Here is a 15567-nt window from a genome sequence, read left to right on the forward strand (position 1 = left end):
TTCGCCCGGAGGGAGCCCATGCCGCGCCGGCGCCAAAGCCATGAGCCCGGCCACCGCCGGAAGTTCCTCGTGCTGGCGGACGACACGCCGGAATGCGACCGCGCGCTCTATTACGCGGCGCGGCGCGCGGCGCGCACCGGCGGCGCCGTTGTGCTGCTCGCCGTGCTGCAGCTGGAAGAGGCGCCGAGCCAGTGGCTCGGCGTCGCCGATCTGATGCGGGCGGAAGCGACCGATAAGGCTGAAGCGCGGCTCGATCTGCTCTCCGCCCGGGCGGAAGGCATTGCCGGCGTCGACACCGAGCGGGTGGTGCGCGAGGGAGTGGTGGCCGACCAGATTCTCGCCGTCATCGAGGAAGACGAGGACATCGCCATCCTCGTGCTCGCCGCCGGCACCGGCAAGGAAGGGCCGGGGCCGCTCATCGCCTCGCTGGCCAAAGGCCTATGGGCGAGCCTGCCGGTGCCCGTTACCCTGGTGCCGGGCGCGCTCTCCGACAGCGAGATCGACGCGCTGGCGTGAGCGGGCAGACCTGAGGCGCGGCGCCGCGACGCCCTTCCCCTGGCGCCGGTGAGAGCTTATCTAAAGTGCACATTCCCCCGTCGCCGCGGCCTTGAACCCCGGTTGGCAAGGAGACCGACATGTTCATCCAGACCGAAGCCACCCCCAATCCCGCCACGCTCAAGTTCCTGCCCGGCCGTTCCGTGCTCGGCGACGGCACCTTCGAGGCGCGCGACGCCGAGGAGGCTGCGCGCTCGCCGCTGGCGGTGCGCCTGTTCGAGGTGCCCGGCGTCACCGGCGTGTTCTTCGGGTCGGATTTCGTCACCGTCACCAAGGCGCAGGGCGAGTGGGCGCATCTCAAGCCGGCCATTCTCGGCGCGATCATGGAGCATTTCGTCTCCGGCCAGCCGATCCTGCCCGAGGACCACGCGCACACCGCCGACGACGCTTTCTTCGAGGCCAAGGATGCCGGGCTGGTCGACACCATTCGCGAGCTGATCGACACCCGCGTGCGCCCGGCGGTGGCCAATGATGGCGGCGACATCACCTTCCGCGGCTACAAGGATGGCGTGGTGTTCCTCGCCATGAAGGGCTCCTGCGCCGGCTGCCCCTCCTCCACCGCGACGCTGAAGAACGGCATCGAGAACCTGCTCCGCCACTTCGTTCCCGACGTGGTGGAAGTACGCCCGGTCTGACCGCCGCTGCGGGCGCGCCCTTTCCATAGGGGCGCGCGCAGGTGCATGGTGGAACGATGACCGCGTTCCACCCTGCTGATTCTGGCCCATGCTGATTCTCGCCATCGACACCGCGCTCGACGCCTGTTCGGCGGCCCTGCACGACATGGACACCGACGCGACGCGGGCGATGGAGCATGTCGTCATGGCGCGCGGCCATGCCGAATCGCTGATCCCGATGGTGGAGCGGGTCATGAGCGCCGCTGGCGCAGCTTTCACCGATATCGATCTTTTCGCCGTCACCGTCGGACCGGGAAGCTTCACCGGCCTGCGCGTCGGCCTGTCGGCGGCGCGCGGCTTCGGTCTCGCCACCGGCAAGCCGGTGCTCGGCCTGCCGACGCTGACCGTGCTCGCCGCCCCGCTGCTGGCGCGCGACGATGCGGTCCCCGTGGCCGCCGCCATCGATGCCCGCCACGGCAATGTCTATCTGCAGATGATCGGCCCCGCCGGCCGGGTGCTGGTGAGCCCGCGCGCCATGGCGGCGAAGGATGCGGCGCGCTCGGTCGCCAACGGGCCGGTGCGGCTGGTCGGTTCCGGCGCCGGCCTCCTGGTCGATGCCTGGCCGATGGGCGCGCAGCCGCCGCTGGAGGTGCGCGCCACCGCGACGCCCGATCCGGTATGGCTGGCGCGGATCGCCAGCGTCGCCGATCCCGCCCGTTCCGAACCCAAGCCGCTTTATCTGCGCGACGCCGACGCCAAGCCGCAGACCGGCGGGCGGATCGCCCGGCGATGAGCCGGCTGCCGACCTGGCTCGACTGGATGACCCGCGCCCGCCCCGGCGAGGCGACGCTGCGCGCTATGCGGGCCGGCGATGCCGAGGCGCTGGCCCGGCTGCACGCGCAATCCTTCCGCATCGGCTGGGACGCGGCCGAATTCGAGCGGCTGATCGCCAACCGGCTGACGCGCGGGCTGGTGGCCACCGACGGCCCCGGCGGCCCGCCCGTCGGCTTCATCCTCCTGAGCGGGGTCAACCCGGAGATGGAAATCCTCTCGGTCGCGGTCGACAGCCGCCGGCGCGGCGCCGGGCTCGGCCGCCGGCTGGTGGAAGCCGCCTTCGGCACGCTGGCGGCGGAGGGCTACCGTACCGTGTTCCTCGAAGTCGAGGACGGCAATGCCGCCGCGCTGAAGCTCTATGCCCGCACCGGCTTCCACGAGATCGGCCGCCGCCCGGGCTATTATCGCAATGACGCCGGCGCGCCGGTGGCCGCGCTCACCATGCGACGGGACATCGCCTGAGGAAACCATTGCCCTCGCCCGCATCGCTGCGCCATAAGGCGGAGCGGGCGGGAATGCACCGAGACTTGCGGGCTGAAGGAAACAGGCCGAGGAATGAACGACAAGCCGACCGCGATCGAGGAAGCCTGCGTGACGCTGGGGTTGCGGATGACCGACCAGCGCCGGGTGATCGCCCGAATCATCGCGGAGGCGCAGGACCATCCCGATGTCGAGGAACTGCACCGCCGCGCCGTCGCCGTGGACGACCGCATCTCCATCTCCACCGTCTACCGCACGGTGAAGCTGTTCGAGGATGCCGGCATCATCGCCCGTCACGATTTCCGCGACGGCCGCTCGCGCTACGAGCCGGTGCCGGACGAGCATCACGACCATCTCATCGATCTGCGCAACGGCACGGTGGTGGAGTTCCGCTCCGAGGAGATCGAGCAGTTGCAGGAAGAGATCGCCCGCAAGCTCGGCTACCGCCTCGTCGGCCACCGGCTGGAGCTTTACGGCGTGCCGCTCGACCCCAAGAAGGACTGAAGCCGTGCGGGCGTGGCTGGTGATCGTGCCGGTCGTGCTCGTCACGCTGCTGGGCATTCCCCTGCAATGGCTCTCGGTGGCGCTGAGGCTGCCGACGCGGCGGACGATTCCCGTGCTCTATCACCGCCTCGTGCTGGCGCTCATCGGCGTGCGGGTACGGGTGGTCGGCGCTCCGGCGCCCGCGCGGCCGCTGCTCATCGTCGCCAACCATGTGTCCTGGCTCGACATTCTGGTGCTGGGCTCGCGCCTGCCGCTGTGCTTCGTCGCCAAGAGCGAGGTGGCGCGCTGGCCGGGCATCGGCCTGCTGGCGAAGCTCCAGCGCACCATCTTCGTCGACCGCACCTCCCGCACGGCGACGGGGCGGGTGGCGGGGGAAATGGCGGCGCGGATGAATGACGGCGATCCGGTGGTGCTGTTCGCCGAGGGCACGTCGAGCGACGGCAACCGGGTGCTGCCCTTCCGCTCGGCGCTGATCGGCGCCGCCCGCCAGGGCATGGGCGAGGAGGAAGGCGCGGCGGCCGCCATCCAGCCGCTCGCCATCGCCTATATCGGCCTCTCCGGCCTGCCGGTCGGCCGCGCCGGGCGCCCGCATCTCGCCTGGTATGGCGACATGGACCTCGCGCCGCATCTGATGGAGGTGCTGCGGCGCGGCGGCGTCGAGGTGGAGCTGCGCTTCGGCGCCCCGCTGGCGGCGGACGGGCGCAAGGCGGCGGCGCAGGAGGCCGAGCGCGCGGTGCGCCACCTGCTGGCGCAGGCCCTGAACGGGCGTCCTTGCTGAGGAAAACGGCGGAAATTCACGCCGCCTGCCCCTACGGCCGCCCCTGCCGCGCATTTCCTTTTCGCGCAAATCCCGCTACACAGAGCCATAGGCGTCAATCGCGGAGACGTGGACGATCTCGACCTGCAGTCGACCGAGGTGGGAACGAGCGGCGAGCAACGTGGGCGCCTTGCGGGAACGCGCCCACCGCGCCCTCGGGTTTCCAACGCAAGACGCCGCGCGGCTCCCTGTGGGCGCCCGGCACGGGTCGATCGACACGCAATGAGTGATACGCGCAAGCTCTACGTCCGCTCCTTCGGCTGCCAGATGAACGTCTATGACGCCCAGCGCATGACGGACACGCTGGCGAAAGAGGGCTATGTCGAAACCGACAGCCCGGACGACGCCGATCTGGTCATCCTCAACACCTGCCATATCCGCGAGAAGGCCGCCGAGAAGGTCTATTCCGAGCTCGGCCGGCTGAAGAAGGCGCAGGAAGAAGCCGGCCGCCGGCAGATGGTGGCGGTTGCCGGCTGCGTCGCGCAGGCGGAAGGTGGGGAAATCCTCAAGCGCGCGCGCGGCGTCGACCTCGTCGTCGGCCCGCAGAGCTACCACAAGCTGCCCGAACTGCTGGCCGATGCCGCGCGGCGCGGCCATAACCGGCGCGCCGGCATCGTCGAGACCGAGTTTCCGGTCGAGGACAAGTTCGACTTCCTGCCCCCGCCGACCCCGGCGGCGATCGCCAAGCGCGGCCCTACGGCTTTTGTCACCGTGCAGGAAGGCTGCGACAAATTCTGCACCTTCTGCGTCGTGCCCTATACGCGCGGGGCGGAAGTCTCGCGCCCGCTCCCAAAAATTCTCGACGAGGTGATCCGCCTCGCCGAGGCCGGGGTGCGGGAGGTGACGCTGATCGGCCAGAACGTCAACGCCTATCACGGCGCCGACGCCGCCGGCCGCACCGCGAACCTGCCCGAGCTGGTGCGTCGCATCGCCGAGGTGCCGGGCATCGCCCGCGTGCGCTACACCACCAGCCACCCGCGCGACATGGATGACGAGCTGATCGCCGCCCATCGCGAGCTGCCGGCGCTGATGCCCTATCTGCACCTGCCGGTGCAGTCCGGCTCCAACCGGGTGCTGGCGGCGATGAACCGCAAGCACGACCGCGAACTGTTCTTCGACATCGTGGCCCGCGTGCGCGCGGCCCGGCCGGATATCGCCTTCTCCTCGGATTTCATCGTCGGCTTCCCCGGCGAGACCGAGGCCGATTTCGCGGACACGATGGACCTTGTGGAGCGCGTGGGCTTCGCCTCCGCCTTCTCGTTCAAATATTCCTCGCGCCCCGGCACGCCGGCGGCGGGCATGGGCGAGCAGGTGCCGGAAGCGGCGAAGTCCGAGCGCATCCACGCGCTGCAGGCGCTGCTCGACCGGCAGAAGGCGGCGTTCGACGCCGCCTGTCGTGGTCGTCGCTTCGACATTCTGCTGGAAAAGCCCGGCCGCTTCCCCGGCCAGCTGATCGGCCGCTCGCCCTATCTGCAATCCGTCGTCGTCGAGGCCCCGCTTGAGGCCATCGGCACGCTGGCGGAGGTGGAAGTGCGCGAGGTCAGCACCAAGAGTCTTTCAGGCGACATCTGCGGCGGCGAGTTTTTTGGTGAACGACCGGCGCGCGAATCGCGTTTCATCGGGCAGGGCGAAAAACTGGAGGCGTGAGCGTGCGTCGACCTGGTAGCGGATCTGGTAGCGAGACGGAACGGACCCTCACCTCCCCGCGCGCGGCGCCGCGTGCCGTGCCGGCGGCCCCGCGCTGGATCGACACGCCGGACGACGATTCCGCCGGGCAGATCGTGCTGGCCTTCGACGACAACCGCGTCGCCAGCCAGCTTTTCGGCCATTACGGGCAGAATCTCGCCCTCATCGAGCGGCGGCTGGAAATCGTCGCCGAGCAGCGCGGCAACCATGTCACGCTGGAAGGACCGCGCGAGGCCTGCGAGCAGGCGCGCCATGTGCTGGAGACGCTCTATGCCCGGCTGAAGAAGGGCGGGGAACTCCAGCCCGGCGATGTCGAGGGCGTGCTGCGCGAGGCCGCCGCGCAGGGGCAATTGTTCGAGTTCGACCCCGCGACCAAGAAGCAGAGCTTCGACGAGATCCAGCTGCGCCGCCGGCCGGTGCGTGCCCGCACCGCCGCGCAGGACGCCTATATCCGCGCGCTCAAGCGGCAGACGCTGGTGTTCGGCGTTGGCCCCGCCGGCACCGGCAAAACCTGGCTCGCGGTCGCCTATGCCGTGCACCTCTTGGAGCGGCGCGTGGTCGACCGGCTGATCCTCTCCCGCCCGGCGGTGGAAGCGGGCGAGCGGCTCGGCTTCCTGCCCGGCGACATGAAGGAGAAGGTCGACCCCTATCTGCGCCCGATCTACGACGCGCTGCACGATCTGATGGACCGCGCCTTTGTCGAGCGGGCGATGATGTCCGGCGAGATCGAGATCGCCCCGCTGGCCTTCATGCGCGGGCGCACGCTGGCCAATGCCTGCGTCATCCTCGACGAGGCGCAGAACACCACCTCGATGCAGATGAAGATGTTCCTCACCCGCCTGGGCGAGAACTCGCACATGATCATCACCGGCGACCCCAGCCAGATCGACCTGCCGCCGGGCCAGACCTCCGGTCTCGCCGAGGCGGTGGGGCTGCTGAAGGATGTGGAAGGCGTCGAGGTGTGTCACTTCAACGCCGCCGACGTGGTGCGGCACGAGCTGGTGGGGCGCATCGTCGCCGCCTATGACCGCAAGGATTCGGCGGCGCGGGCGGCAGCCCCGGCGGGGATCGCGCGGCCATGAATGGGGAAGGCGACAGTCCCGCGCCGCAGGTCGAGGTCGACGTGCTGGTCGAGGCCGGGCCCTGGGCCTCGATCGCGGACGCCGAAGCGCTGGTGGTGCGGGCGGTCAACGCCGCCTGCGCCGGCGCACTCACCGAGTACGAGATCGACATCGACGGCGCCGAGATCGCGGTGAAGCTGACGGATGATGCGGCGCTGCAGGCGCTCAACCGCGACTGGCGCGGCAAGGACTACGCCACCAATGTGCTGTCCTTTCCCACCCCGGAGGTGGCGCGCGAGGGCGGCGATCCCCATCTGGGCGACATCGCCATCGCCTATGAAACGCTGGCGAGCGAGGCGGAGGCGGAAGGCAAACCTATCGCCGACCATCTCGCGCATCTCGCCGTCCATGGTACGCTGCATCTGCTCGGCTATGATCACGAGGTCGCGGAAGAGGCGGAGGAGATGGAGGCGATGGAGCGGCACGTGCTCGCCGGCCTCGCCATCGCCGACCCCTATGCCGAGACCGAACCCGTTCACCCCTGACCGAACCAACTGACCAAAAGGCCAATGTCCGATCCTCTTCCCAGTCCGTCCTCCGCCTCCCGGGGCAGCGAGGGCCCAAGTAGCGGCGCCAGCAATGGCGCCACCAGCGGCACCGCGACAAGCGTCGGGCAGCGAAGCAGGGCCGGCGGGGGCTCCAGCGAGCCTCGCGCCGGCATTTTCGGCCGGCTCCGCCACCTCATTGGCGGGCGGCGCTCCACCGGCTCGCTGCGCTCCGATCTCGCCGCCACCCTCGCGGCGCCCAGCACCGAGCCGGGAGCGGACCTTACCGCCACCGAGCGGACGATGCTCAAGAGCATCCTGGACCTGCGCGAGCTGCGCATCGGCGACCTCATGGTGCCGCGCGCGGACATCGTCGCCGTGCAGAAGGACATTTCGCTTGGCGAACTGCTCGCCGTCTTCGCCGAGGCCGGCCATTCCCGGCTCGTCGTCTATGACGACACGCTCGACGACCCCGTCGGCATGGTCCATATCCGCGATCTCGTGACCTATCTCACCCAGCGCGCCATGACGCCCCGCACCACGGCCTCGCGGGCCGAGGCGCTGCGCAACGGCCCGCGCCCCAGCGTGGCGGAGGCCCCCGCCGCCGGCGGCAAGGCCGCGCGGCCGGCGTTCAATCTGAAGGCCATCGACCTCTCCAACTCGCTGAGCGGCGCCAAGCTGATCCGCCGCCTGCTGTTCGTGCCGCCCTCCATGCCGTCCATCGAACTGCTGGCCAGCATGCAGGCGAGCCGCATCCATCTCGCCCTCGTCATCGACGAGTATGGCGGGACGGACGGCATCGTCTCGATGGAAGACCTCGTCGAGGAGATCGTCGGCGACATCGAGGACGAGCATGACGAGGACGAAACGCCCACCATCGCTCGCCAGGCCGATGGCAGCTTCATCGCCGATGCCCGCGCCAGCCTTGAGGACGTGGCCGAGATGATCGATCCGGCCTTCGCGCTCGGCGAGGAGGCGGAGGAAGTCGACACGCTCGGCGGCCTGCTCGTCACCCTCGCCGGCCGTGTGCCGGTGCGCGGCGAGATCGTCTCGGGGCCGGGAGATTTCGAGATCGAGGTGCTCGACGCCGATCCGCGCCGGGTCAAGCGGCTGCGCATCGCGGCGAGCCGCGGCGAGGCGGGGGCCGGCACCTCCCCGGCCATCGCTGACGGGTCGGCCTCCCGGGCGCGGGCCCTGCCGCCGCCGGCGCAGCAGACCGGGGACACCTCCCGCAACGAGCGGCCGCGCGACACCGATGCGGCCTGATGCGACGGCCGGGGCCGGTGGCGCCCGGCCCTTTTCCAGCCGATGCTGACCCCGGACCGCCTGCGGGCGGCCCCCGCCCGCTGGCGCGCCCTGGCCGCGCTGGTGGCCGGCGGCCTCTCCGCGCTGGCCATGCCGCCCTTCGGGCTGTGGCCGGTGCTGGCGCTGACGCTGCCGGTGCTGGTGTTCCTCATCGACGCCACCGCCGGCCTGCCCCTGCGCCGGGCGCTGGCGGCGAGCTTCCTCGCCGGCTGGCTGTTCGGCCTCGGCTATTTCGTTGCCGGCCTGTGGTGGATCGGCGAGGCCTTTCTGGTGCAGGCCGACGCCTTCCTGTGGCTGATGCCCTTCGCGGTGCTCGGCCTGCCGGCCTATCTCGCCCTCTACACCGGCTTCGGCTGCGTGCTGGCGCGGCTGTTGTGGACGGGCGGGCCGGGGCGGATTCTCGCCTTCGCCGCCGCCCTCACCCTGGCGGAGACCGCACGCGGCGCGTGGCTCACCGGTTTTCCCTGGAACGATTTCGGCTATGCGCTGGCGACCGATCTGCGTTTTGCGCAGGCGGCGTCCGTCGTCGGGCTCAGCGGTCTGTGCCTCGCGGCGCTGGCCTGCCTCGCCAGCCCGGCGGCGCTTTTCTCGCCCGAGGGCTCGCCCCGCACCCGCCCGCTGCCGCTCACCCTCGCCGTGGCCCTGCTCGCGGCGCTGTGGGCCGGCGGGCAGTGGCGTCTTGCGACCACAGAGGTCGGCACCGTGCCGGATGTGCGGCTGCGGCTGATGCAGCCGGACCTGCCGCAGGATCAGAAATTCCGCTACGATGCCCGCCGCACGGTGATGGACCTCTATCTCGCCACCAGCGAGAGCCAGGGTGGGCTGAAAGGCGTCACCCATCTGTTCTGGCCCGAATCGGCCTTCCCCTTCTTCCTCGAACGCGAGCCGGAGGCGCTGGCGCGGATCGTCGCCATGCTGCCGCCCGGCACGGTGCTCGTCACCGGCGCGGCGCGCTATCAGCCCGTGCCGGGCCGCGACCGGCCGGATGTTTTCAACAGTGTGCGGGTGATCGATTCGAGCGGGACGATTCGCGGCAATGCCGACAAGGTGCACCTCGTTCCGTTTGGCGAATATCTGCCGTTTCAGGAAACGCTGGAAGCGGTAGGGCTGGAAGCGCTGACCCGGGTGCGCGGTGGCTTCGCCGCCGCCCCCGCGCGGAGCCTGCTCGCCATTCCGGGCCTGCCCGACGCGGTGCCGCTGATCTGCTATGAGGCGATTTTTCCCACGGAGGTGATGCCCGCCCCCGCCGTGGACGCAGCGGAGACAGGACCGCGCCCCGGCTTCCTGCTCAATTTGTCCAATGACGCCTGGTTCGGCCTCACCCCCGGACCGTACCAGCATTTCGAGCAGTCGCGGCTGCGGGCGATCGAGCAGGGATTACCGCTGGTGCGGGTCACCAATAACGGTATCTCCGCCGTGGTAGACCCTTTGGGACGAATCAGCGCGATTCTACCCCTGGGTGTGCGGGGCGTCCTCGACGACAGCCTCCCGCAAGCTTTGCCAGCTACGACTTATGCCACACACGGCAGGGTGATATCGTGGTTGCTGCTTCTGGGCTGCTTCTGCGGGGCGCTCATGCTGCGCCTGCGAGCGATACACGCTTAGATTGATCGACGGCGGAACGCACTGCGCTTAGACTGCTCGCGGGCTCGGGTACTGCTTCTCTCCCTCTCAGCGGGGGGGAGGTATTTTTTTGTTTGCAGTCGGGGAAGCCGATGACGAAGAAATCACCCAATCCCGTCGACAAGCATGTCGGCAGCCGGGTCCGCATGCGACGCATGATGGTCGGGATGAGCCAGGAAAAACTCGGCGAGAGCCTCGGCATCACCTTCCAGCAGATCCAGAAATACGAAAAAGGCACCAACCGCATCGGCGCCAGCCGCCTGCAGAATATCTCGCAGGTGCTGTCCGTGCCGGTGGCGTTCTTCTTCGAGGGCGCGCCCTCGATGAACACTGAGGCCGGCGGCTTCGCCGAGGACGCCTCGCCGGCCTATGTCTCGGATTTCCTGGCCTCCTCGGAAGGTCTGGCGCTGACCCGCGCCTTCCTCAAAATCGCGGATGCCAAGGTCCGGCGCCGCATTGTCGACCTTGTCGAGGCATTGGCGGAGCCCACGCCGGCGACCTGAACGGTGCTGTCGCCCGTTCTGTTTTCCGAACGATTCCGACGTTAAAACCTTGACCGTCCCGACCGCGCTTGCAAAAGATGCGCGGCCGGGCGCGGGTTTAGGCGCCGGTCGACAATCGAGGAGCCGACTCGTGTCCCGCCAAGCCTATCTGTTCACCAGCGAATCCGTTTCCGAAGGCCACCCGGACAAGGTGTGCGACCGCATCTCCGACGAGATCGTCGATGCCTTCTTCAAGCATGGTCCGGAATTCGGCTGGGACCCGAGCCATCTGCGCGTCGCCGCCGAAACGCTCGCCACCACCAACCGCGTGGTGATTGCCGGCGAGACGCGCGGCCCGGCGCAGCTGACCAAGGATTTCCTCAGCCACATCGCGCGTCTCGCGATCAAGGATATCGGCTACGAGCAGGACGGCTTCCACTGGGAGAAGGCGGCGATCGACGTGCATCTGCACGCGCAGTCCGTCGACATCGCCCAGGGCGTCGATTCCGCCGGCAACAAGGATGAGGGTGCCGGCGACCAGGGCATCATGTTCGGCTATGCCTGCCGCGAGACGCCCGAACTGATGCCTGCGCCGATCTACTACGCGCACAAGATCCTCAAGCTGCTCGCCGAGGCCCGCCATTCCGGCGAGAGCACCGTGCTCGGCCCCGACGCCAAGAGCCAGGTGACCGTGCGCTATGAGGGCGGCAAGCCGGTCGAGGTGACGCAGATCGTGCTCTCGACCCAGCATCTCGACGCCGACCTGTCCTCGCACGACGTGCAGAGCATCGTCGAACCCTATATCCGCCAGGCGCTGCCCGATGGCTGGATCACCCCGGCGACGGTGTGGCACGTCAACCCGACCGGCAAGTTCGTCATTGGCGGGCCGGACGGCGATTGCGGGCTCACCGGTCGCAAGATCATCGTCGACACCTATGGCGGCGCGGCCCCGCATGGCGGCGGCGCCTTCTCCGGCAAGGACCCGACCAAGGTCGACCGCTCGGCCGCCTATGCCGCGCGCTACCTCGCCAAGAACGTGGTCGCCGCCGATCTCGCCGACCGCTGCACCATCCAGCTCGCCTATGCGATCGGCGTGTCCGACCCGCTGGCGGTCTATGTCGACCTCTACGGCACCGGCCGGGTCGAGGAAGCCAAGCTGGAGACCGCCCTGCGCGAGGTGATGAATCTGCGCCCGCGCGGCATTCGCGAGCATCTCGGCCTCAACAAGCCGATCTATGCCCGCACCTCCGCCTATGGCCATTTCGGCCGCGCGCCGGACGCCGATGGCGGCTTCTCCTGGGAGCGGACCGATCTCGTCGAGGCGCTGAAGTCCGCCGTCGGCTAAAGTTTCCGCCCGCGCGATTGCGCGCGGAACCCAGTGTGCTTATGCGGGGCGGACCATAACGGGTCCGCCCCGCCTTCGTTTCGAGTGTCCGCATGACCGCCGACGATGATTCCTGCCACCCCGGCGAGCCCCCGCGCGAGCACGCCTTCTATGGCCGGCGCAAGGGCAAGAAGCTGCGCACGGCGCAGGCCGCCCATCTCGCCGCCGACCTGCCGCGCCTGTCCATCGCGCTCGACGAGGTGGGCACCGAGCCGCTCGCCGCCCTGTTCCCGCAGCCCGTGCGCGCGGTGCGGCTGGAAATCGGCTTCGGCGGCGGCGAGCATCTGGTGTCCGAGGCGGCCCGCCACCCCGAGATCGGCTATATCGGCGCCGAGGCTTTCCTCAACGGCATCGCCAAGGCGACGGCGCGTGTGGCCGAACTGGGCCTCAGCAATGTGCGGCTCTATGGCGACGACGTGATCCCGCTGCTCGATCGCCTGCCGCCCGGCGCGCTGGAGCGGATCGACCTGCTCTATCCCGACCCCTGGCCCAAACGCCGGCACTGGAAGCGACGCTTCGTGCAGGCGGACAATATCGACCGCTTCGCCCGGCTTCTCGCCCCCGGCGGGCATTTCCGCTTCGCCACCGATATCGAGCATTATGCAGCGTGGACGCTGCGCCAGCTTCTGGCCGATCCGCGCTTCGACTGGACGGCGGAGCGCGCCGACGACTGGCGCCTGGCCTGGGACGGCTGGCCTGGCACGCGCTACGAGGCCAAGGCGCTCCGCGAGGGACGCCGGCCGGGATACTACGAGTTCCGGCGCCGCTAATTACCGCCTAGTGTGGGAACCCTGAGGCCGGCGCGCGCGTTGACCGGCACGTCCCCCGTCACGTTCCTCACCCGGAGACTTTCGATGGCTCAGCCCAACCCGCAGGACGATTTCGCCAAGCTGTCCGCCGACCTCGCCACCCTGCGGGGCGATGTGGCCAAGCTTACCGAGACGCTGGCTGCCCTCGCCCGCTCGGAAGGCAGCGCGGCGGCGGACGCCATCACCGGCCGTATCCGCTCCGGCGCCGCGCGTGCGGAAGCCGCCGCCTCCGGCCTCGCCGAGGAAGGCTATGCGGCGCTGCAGGAGGCGCGGACGCGGGCGCAGGCGCTCTCCGGCGATCTCGGCGCTACCATCGAACGCAACCCCTATGGCTCCGTGCTCGCGGCGCTCGGCGTCGGCTTTCTGTTCGGCCTGCTATCGCGGGGCAAGTGATGCTCCGCCTCCTCTTGGCGATCTTCGGCGCGGAAATCCGCCTCACCATGCGCAGGGCCGCCCGCACGGCCCTGCTCTGCGCCATTGGCGGGCTGCTGGTCGCCATGTCGGCGGTCTTTTTCCTTATCGCCTCCTTCATCGCGCTGGCGGACCGCTATGACGCGCTCACCGCCGCGCTGATCATCGGCGGCGGCCTGCTGGCGCTCGGCGTGATGTTCCTGCTGGTGGCGCTGATGCGCCGGCAGCGCCGTCCGCTCGGCTTCGGTGGTTACGGCGCCTATGGTGCCTATGCCGCCCCGCCGGCCGCGCCCATCGTCCCTCCGGCGGCGCCGCTCGCGGGGGGCCCGGCTGTACCTCCCGCCGGTGTGAAGACCGTGCTTGGAATTGCGGCGGGCGCGGCGCTTATCGGCCTTATTCTTGGCCGACGCGTCTGAAAATGTGGCGCCGGGCTCGCAAGGGCCCGGTCCGCATTAGGCTCCCGTTATTGCAGGGGCAGCTAAAAAGGACCAATCTGCCATGAAGGCCGGAGGCTGGCGTCCCGCTGACGGGGACCCGGCTGCGCCGTTTGCCGCAGGAGGTTCTAACTTGACGTTTCGACGTTTGTCGCTGCGGCCGGGAGCGGCCATTCTCGCCACGCTCACGGCACTGAGCGTCGCCCTGCCCGCCTGGGCCGACGCCCCTCCGGCAGACTTCATCGCCCGCTCCTCGCCGGCCGGCAATTACCTCGCCGCGCGCCTCGCCATCAACGAGCGCGACACGGCGGCGGCGGCGGCTTATTACCGCGAACTCGCCCGCCTGTTCCCGCGCCAGCGCGACCTGCAAGAGCGGGCCTTCCTGACCCTGCTGGCGGAAGGCTCGATCGACGAAGCGGTGGATCTCGCACAGCGTCTGGTCCGGATCGACCCGGAACACACGCTCGCGCGGCTGGTTCTCGGCGTGAAGGCCATCAAGGCCAAGCAATATGTCACCGCCCGCAGCAATCTGCGCCGTTCCGGCCAAGGCGCCATCGCCGAGCTGAACGCCACTCTGCTCAGCGCCTGGAGCCAGTTCGGCTCGGGCGATGCGCGCGCCGGCGTCAAGGCCATCGACGCGCTGCAGGGGCCGGAATGGTATGACGGCTTCAAGGATTTTCACGCCGGGCTGATGCTCGACGCTGCCGGCGTCAAGAAGGAAGCCGGCCAGCGCCTGGAAGCCGCCCTCAAGCGCGACCCGCGCACGCTGCGCGTGGTCGACGCCTATGCGCGCTGGGCCTCGCGCAATGCCGGCAAGGCGGAAGCGATCGCCACCTATGAGGCGTTCGACAAGCTGGTGCCCGGCGACCCGCTGGTGGCGCGCTCGCTGGCGGAGCTAAAGGCGGGCAAGACGCTGCCGCCGCTGGTCAGCACCCCCACCGCCGGCGCGGCCGAAGTGCTCTATGGCCTCGGCGCCGCGCTCGGCCGCCAGGGCGGCGAGGATCTCGCCCTCGTCTATCTCCAGCTCGGCCGCTGGCTCGACCCCTCGCAGCCCTTGATGGCGATCACCCTCGCCGACCTGTTCGAGACGATGAAGCGGCATGAGGACGCCATCGCCCTCTTCGCTTCGGTGCCGGATTCCTCGCCGTTCAAGATGAATGCCGAGGTGCAGCGCGCGCTGAATCTCGACGCCGTCGGCAAGCATGACGAGGCGCTCGCCGTGCTGAACAAGGTGGTGGCGGCGGATGTGAAGGACCAGCGTTCGATCATGGCGCTGGGCGACGTGCTGCGCGCCAATGAGAAGTTTGCCGAAGCCGCCGCCGTCTACACCACCGCCATCGACCAGCTCGGCACGCCGCAGGCCAAGGACTGGGTGCTCTATTATTTCCGCGGCACCTGCTATGAGCGGACCAAGCAGTGGGACAAGTCCGAGGCGGACCTGAAGAAGGCGCTGCAGCTCAGCCCCGACCAGCCGCATGTGCTGAACTATCTCGGCTATAGCTGGATCGATCAGGGCATCAATCTCCAGGCCGGCACCGACATGATCCGCAAGGCGGTGCAGCTGCGCCCGGATGACGGCTTCTTCATCGACAGCCTCGGCTGGGCCTATTACCGCACCGGCCATTATGACGACGCGGTGCGCGAGCTGGAGCGCGCGGTCGAGCTGAAGCCGAATGAGGCGGTGATCAACGACCATCTCGGCGACGCCTATTGGAAGGTCGACCGCAAGCTGGAAGCCCGCTTCAAGTGGAACCATGCCCGCGACCTGAAGCCCGAGCCGGACGAGCTAGTCGATATCGAGCGCAAGATCGCGGTGGGCCTTGACGAGGCCGAGCGCATCAAGGCCGGCAAGGACGCGACGCAGAAGACCGAGGCGGCGCCCGCCCCCGAGCCGCAGAAGGCGGCGGTGGACAAGACGCAGGACGCCGCCAAGCCGGGCAATGGCGGCTGACGCCGCCTTCCGCACGGCCGGGACAAAAAGAGGGGCGGGTCCGGTGGGACCCGCCCCTTTTCATTAATAACG

17 protein-coding genes are annotated in these 15567 nt (G+C 69.4%); all 17 read left to right on the forward strand.

Annotated elements, in window-relative coordinates; genetic code table 11:
- Positions 1-18 precede the first annotated feature (18 nt).
- The 17 genes from K9D25_RS04955 to K9D25_RS05035 all read left to right on the forward strand — a co-directional run bounded on the left by K9D25_RS04955 (position 19) and on the right by K9D25_RS05035 (position 15495).
- Positions 19-516, forward strand: coding sequence for a universal stress protein (locus K9D25_RS04955; protein ID WP_244379868.1), 498 nt, complete (start codon positions 19-21; stop codon positions 514-516).
- Positions 517-635: 119 nt separating this feature from the next.
- Positions 636-1190: a NifU family protein gene (locus K9D25_RS04960; protein ID WP_244379869.1), complete on the forward strand. Its 555-nt coding sequence runs from the start codon at positions 636-638 to the stop codon at positions 1188-1190.
- A gap of 88 nt (positions 1191-1278) precedes the next feature.
- On the forward strand, positions 1279-1962 hold the full coding sequence (tsaB, locus tag K9D25_RS04965) for a tRNA (adenosine(37)-N6)-threonylcarbamoyltransferase complex dimerization subunit type 1 TsaB (RefSeq protein ID WP_244379870.1): 684 nt from the start codon (positions 1279-1281) through the stop codon (positions 1960-1962).
- Positions 1959-2465, forward strand: coding sequence for a GNAT family N-acetyltransferase (locus K9D25_RS04970; RefSeq protein WP_244379871.1), 507 nt, complete (start codon positions 1959-1961; stop codon positions 2463-2465). Before tsaB ends, K9D25_RS04970 begins: the two co-directional genes overlap by 4 nt.
- Positions 2466-2558: 93 nt before the next feature.
- The gene (locus K9D25_RS04975) at positions 2559-2987 is read left to right on the forward strand and encodes a Fur family transcriptional regulator (RefSeq protein WP_244379872.1); all 429 of its coding nucleotides are present in this window, start codon (positions 2559-2561) and stop codon (positions 2985-2987) included.
- Positions 2988-2991: 4 nt separating this feature from the next.
- The gene (locus K9D25_RS04980; RefSeq protein WP_244379873.1) at positions 2992-3765 is read left to right on the forward strand and encodes a lysophospholipid acyltransferase family protein; all 774 of its coding nucleotides are present in this window, start codon (positions 2992-2994) and stop codon (positions 3763-3765) included.
- 261 nt (positions 3766-4026) lie between these two features.
- Entirely contained in the window at positions 4027-5451 is a 1425-nt protein-coding gene (gene miaB, locus K9D25_RS04985) for a tRNA (N6-isopentenyl adenosine(37)-C2)-methylthiotransferase MiaB (protein ID WP_244379874.1), read from the forward strand.
- Between the two features lie 77 nt (positions 5452-5528).
- Positions 5529-6572: a PhoH family protein gene (locus K9D25_RS04990; RefSeq protein ID WP_244450798.1), complete on the forward strand. Its 1044-nt coding sequence runs from the start codon at positions 5529-5531 to the stop codon at positions 6570-6572.
- Complete coding sequence (gene ybeY / locus K9D25_RS04995) at positions 6569-7096, forward strand: rRNA maturation RNase YbeY (RefSeq protein ID WP_244379875.1); 528 nt, start codon at positions 6569-6571, stop codon at positions 7094-7096. The genes K9D25_RS04990 and ybeY overlap by 4 nt, the downstream gene beginning before the upstream one ends.
- Before the next feature lie 24 nt (positions 7097-7120).
- Positions 7121-8362, forward strand: a complete 1242-nt coding sequence (locus tag K9D25_RS05000; RefSeq protein ID WP_244379876.1) for a hemolysin family protein — start codon at positions 7121-7123, stop codon at positions 8360-8362.
- Between the two features lie 42 nt (positions 8363-8404).
- On the forward strand, positions 8405-10006 hold the full coding sequence (lnt, locus tag K9D25_RS05005) for an apolipoprotein N-acyltransferase (RefSeq protein WP_244379877.1): 1602 nt from the start codon (positions 8405-8407) through the stop codon (positions 10004-10006).
- A 110-nt stretch (positions 10007-10116) separates the two neighbouring features.
- Positions 10117-10527, forward strand: a complete 411-nt coding sequence (locus K9D25_RS05010) for a helix-turn-helix domain-containing protein (protein WP_244379878.1) — start codon at positions 10117-10119, stop codon at positions 10525-10527.
- Between the two features lie 130 nt (positions 10528-10657).
- On the forward strand, positions 10658-11851 hold the full coding sequence (gene metK, locus K9D25_RS05015; RefSeq protein WP_244379879.1) for a methionine adenosyltransferase: 1194 nt from the start codon (positions 10658-10660) through the stop codon (positions 11849-11851).
- Between the two features lie 92 nt (positions 11852-11943).
- The gene (gene trmB, locus K9D25_RS05020; protein WP_244379880.1) at positions 11944-12660 is read left to right on the forward strand and encodes a tRNA (guanosine(46)-N7)-methyltransferase TrmB; all 717 of its coding nucleotides are present in this window, start codon (positions 11944-11946) and stop codon (positions 12658-12660) included.
- A gap of 84 nt (positions 12661-12744) precedes the next feature.
- On the forward strand, positions 12745-13092 hold the full coding sequence (locus K9D25_RS05025) for a hypothetical protein (protein ID WP_244379881.1): 348 nt from the start codon (positions 12745-12747) through the stop codon (positions 13090-13092).
- Complete coding sequence (locus K9D25_RS05030; RefSeq protein WP_244379882.1) at positions 13092-13526, forward strand: phage holin family protein; 435 nt, start codon at positions 13092-13094, stop codon at positions 13524-13526. Before K9D25_RS05025 ends, K9D25_RS05030 begins: the two co-directional genes overlap by 1 nt.
- Positions 13527-13737: 211 nt before the next feature.
- Positions 13738-15495, forward strand: coding sequence for a tetratricopeptide repeat protein (locus tag K9D25_RS05035; protein WP_432207935.1), 1758 nt, complete (start codon positions 13738-13740; stop codon positions 15493-15495).
- The last annotated feature ends 72 nt before the right edge of the window (positions 15496-15567 follow it).

The sequence above is a fragment of the Ancylobacter polymorphus genome (assembly GCF_022836935.1).
Lineage (GTDB): Bacteria > Pseudomonadota > Alphaproteobacteria > Rhizobiales > Xanthobacteraceae > Ancylobacter > Ancylobacter polymorphus_A.

Excerpts from the sequence above, each read along its gene's own strand:
- lnt (WP_244379877.1), top strand. The coding sequence starts at position 8,405 with ATGCTGACCCCGGACCGCCTGCGGGCGGCCCCCGCCCGCTGGCGCGCC.
- K9D25_RS05010 (WP_244379878.1), top strand. The coding sequence starts at position 10,117 with ATGACGAAGAAATCACCCAATCCCGTCGACAAGCATGTCGGCAGCCGG.
- K9D25_RS04970 (WP_244379871.1), top strand. The coding sequence starts at position 1,959 with ATGAGCCGGCTGCCGACCTGGCTCGACTGGATGACCCGCGCCCGCCCC.
- ybeY (WP_244379875.1), top strand. The coding sequence starts at position 6,569 with ATGAATGGGGAAGGCGACAGTCCCGCGCCGCAGGTCGAGGTCGACGTG.
- K9D25_RS05000 (WP_244379876.1), top strand. The coding sequence starts at position 7,121 with ATGTCCGATCCTCTTCCCAGTCCGTCCTCCGCCTCCCGGGGCAGCGAG.
- miaB (WP_244379874.1), top strand. The coding sequence starts at position 4,027 with ATGAGTGATACGCGCAAGCTCTACGTCCGCTCCTTCGGCTGCCAGATG.
- K9D25_RS04955 (WP_244379868.1), top strand. The coding sequence starts at position 19 with ATGCCGCGCCGGCGCCAAAGCCATGAGCCCGGCCACCGCCGGAAGTTC.
- trmB (WP_244379880.1), top strand. The coding sequence starts at position 11,944 with ATGACCGCCGACGATGATTCCTGCCACCCCGGCGAGCCCCCGCGCGAG.
- K9D25_RS05030 (WP_244379882.1), top strand. The coding sequence starts at position 13,092 with ATGCTCCGCCTCCTCTTGGCGATCTTCGGCGCGGAAATCCGCCTCACC.
- tsaB (WP_244379870.1), top strand. The coding sequence starts at position 1,279 with ATGCTGATTCTCGCCATCGACACCGCGCTCGACGCCTGTTCGGCGGCC.
- K9D25_RS05025 (WP_244379881.1), top strand. The coding sequence starts at position 12,745 with ATGGCTCAGCCCAACCCGCAGGACGATTTCGCCAAGCTGTCCGCCGAC.
- K9D25_RS04960 (WP_244379869.1), top strand. The coding sequence starts at position 636 with ATGTTCATCCAGACCGAAGCCACCCCCAATCCCGCCACGCTCAAGTTC.
- K9D25_RS04975 (WP_244379872.1), top strand. The coding sequence starts at position 2,559 with ATGAACGACAAGCCGACCGCGATCGAGGAAGCCTGCGTGACGCTGGGG.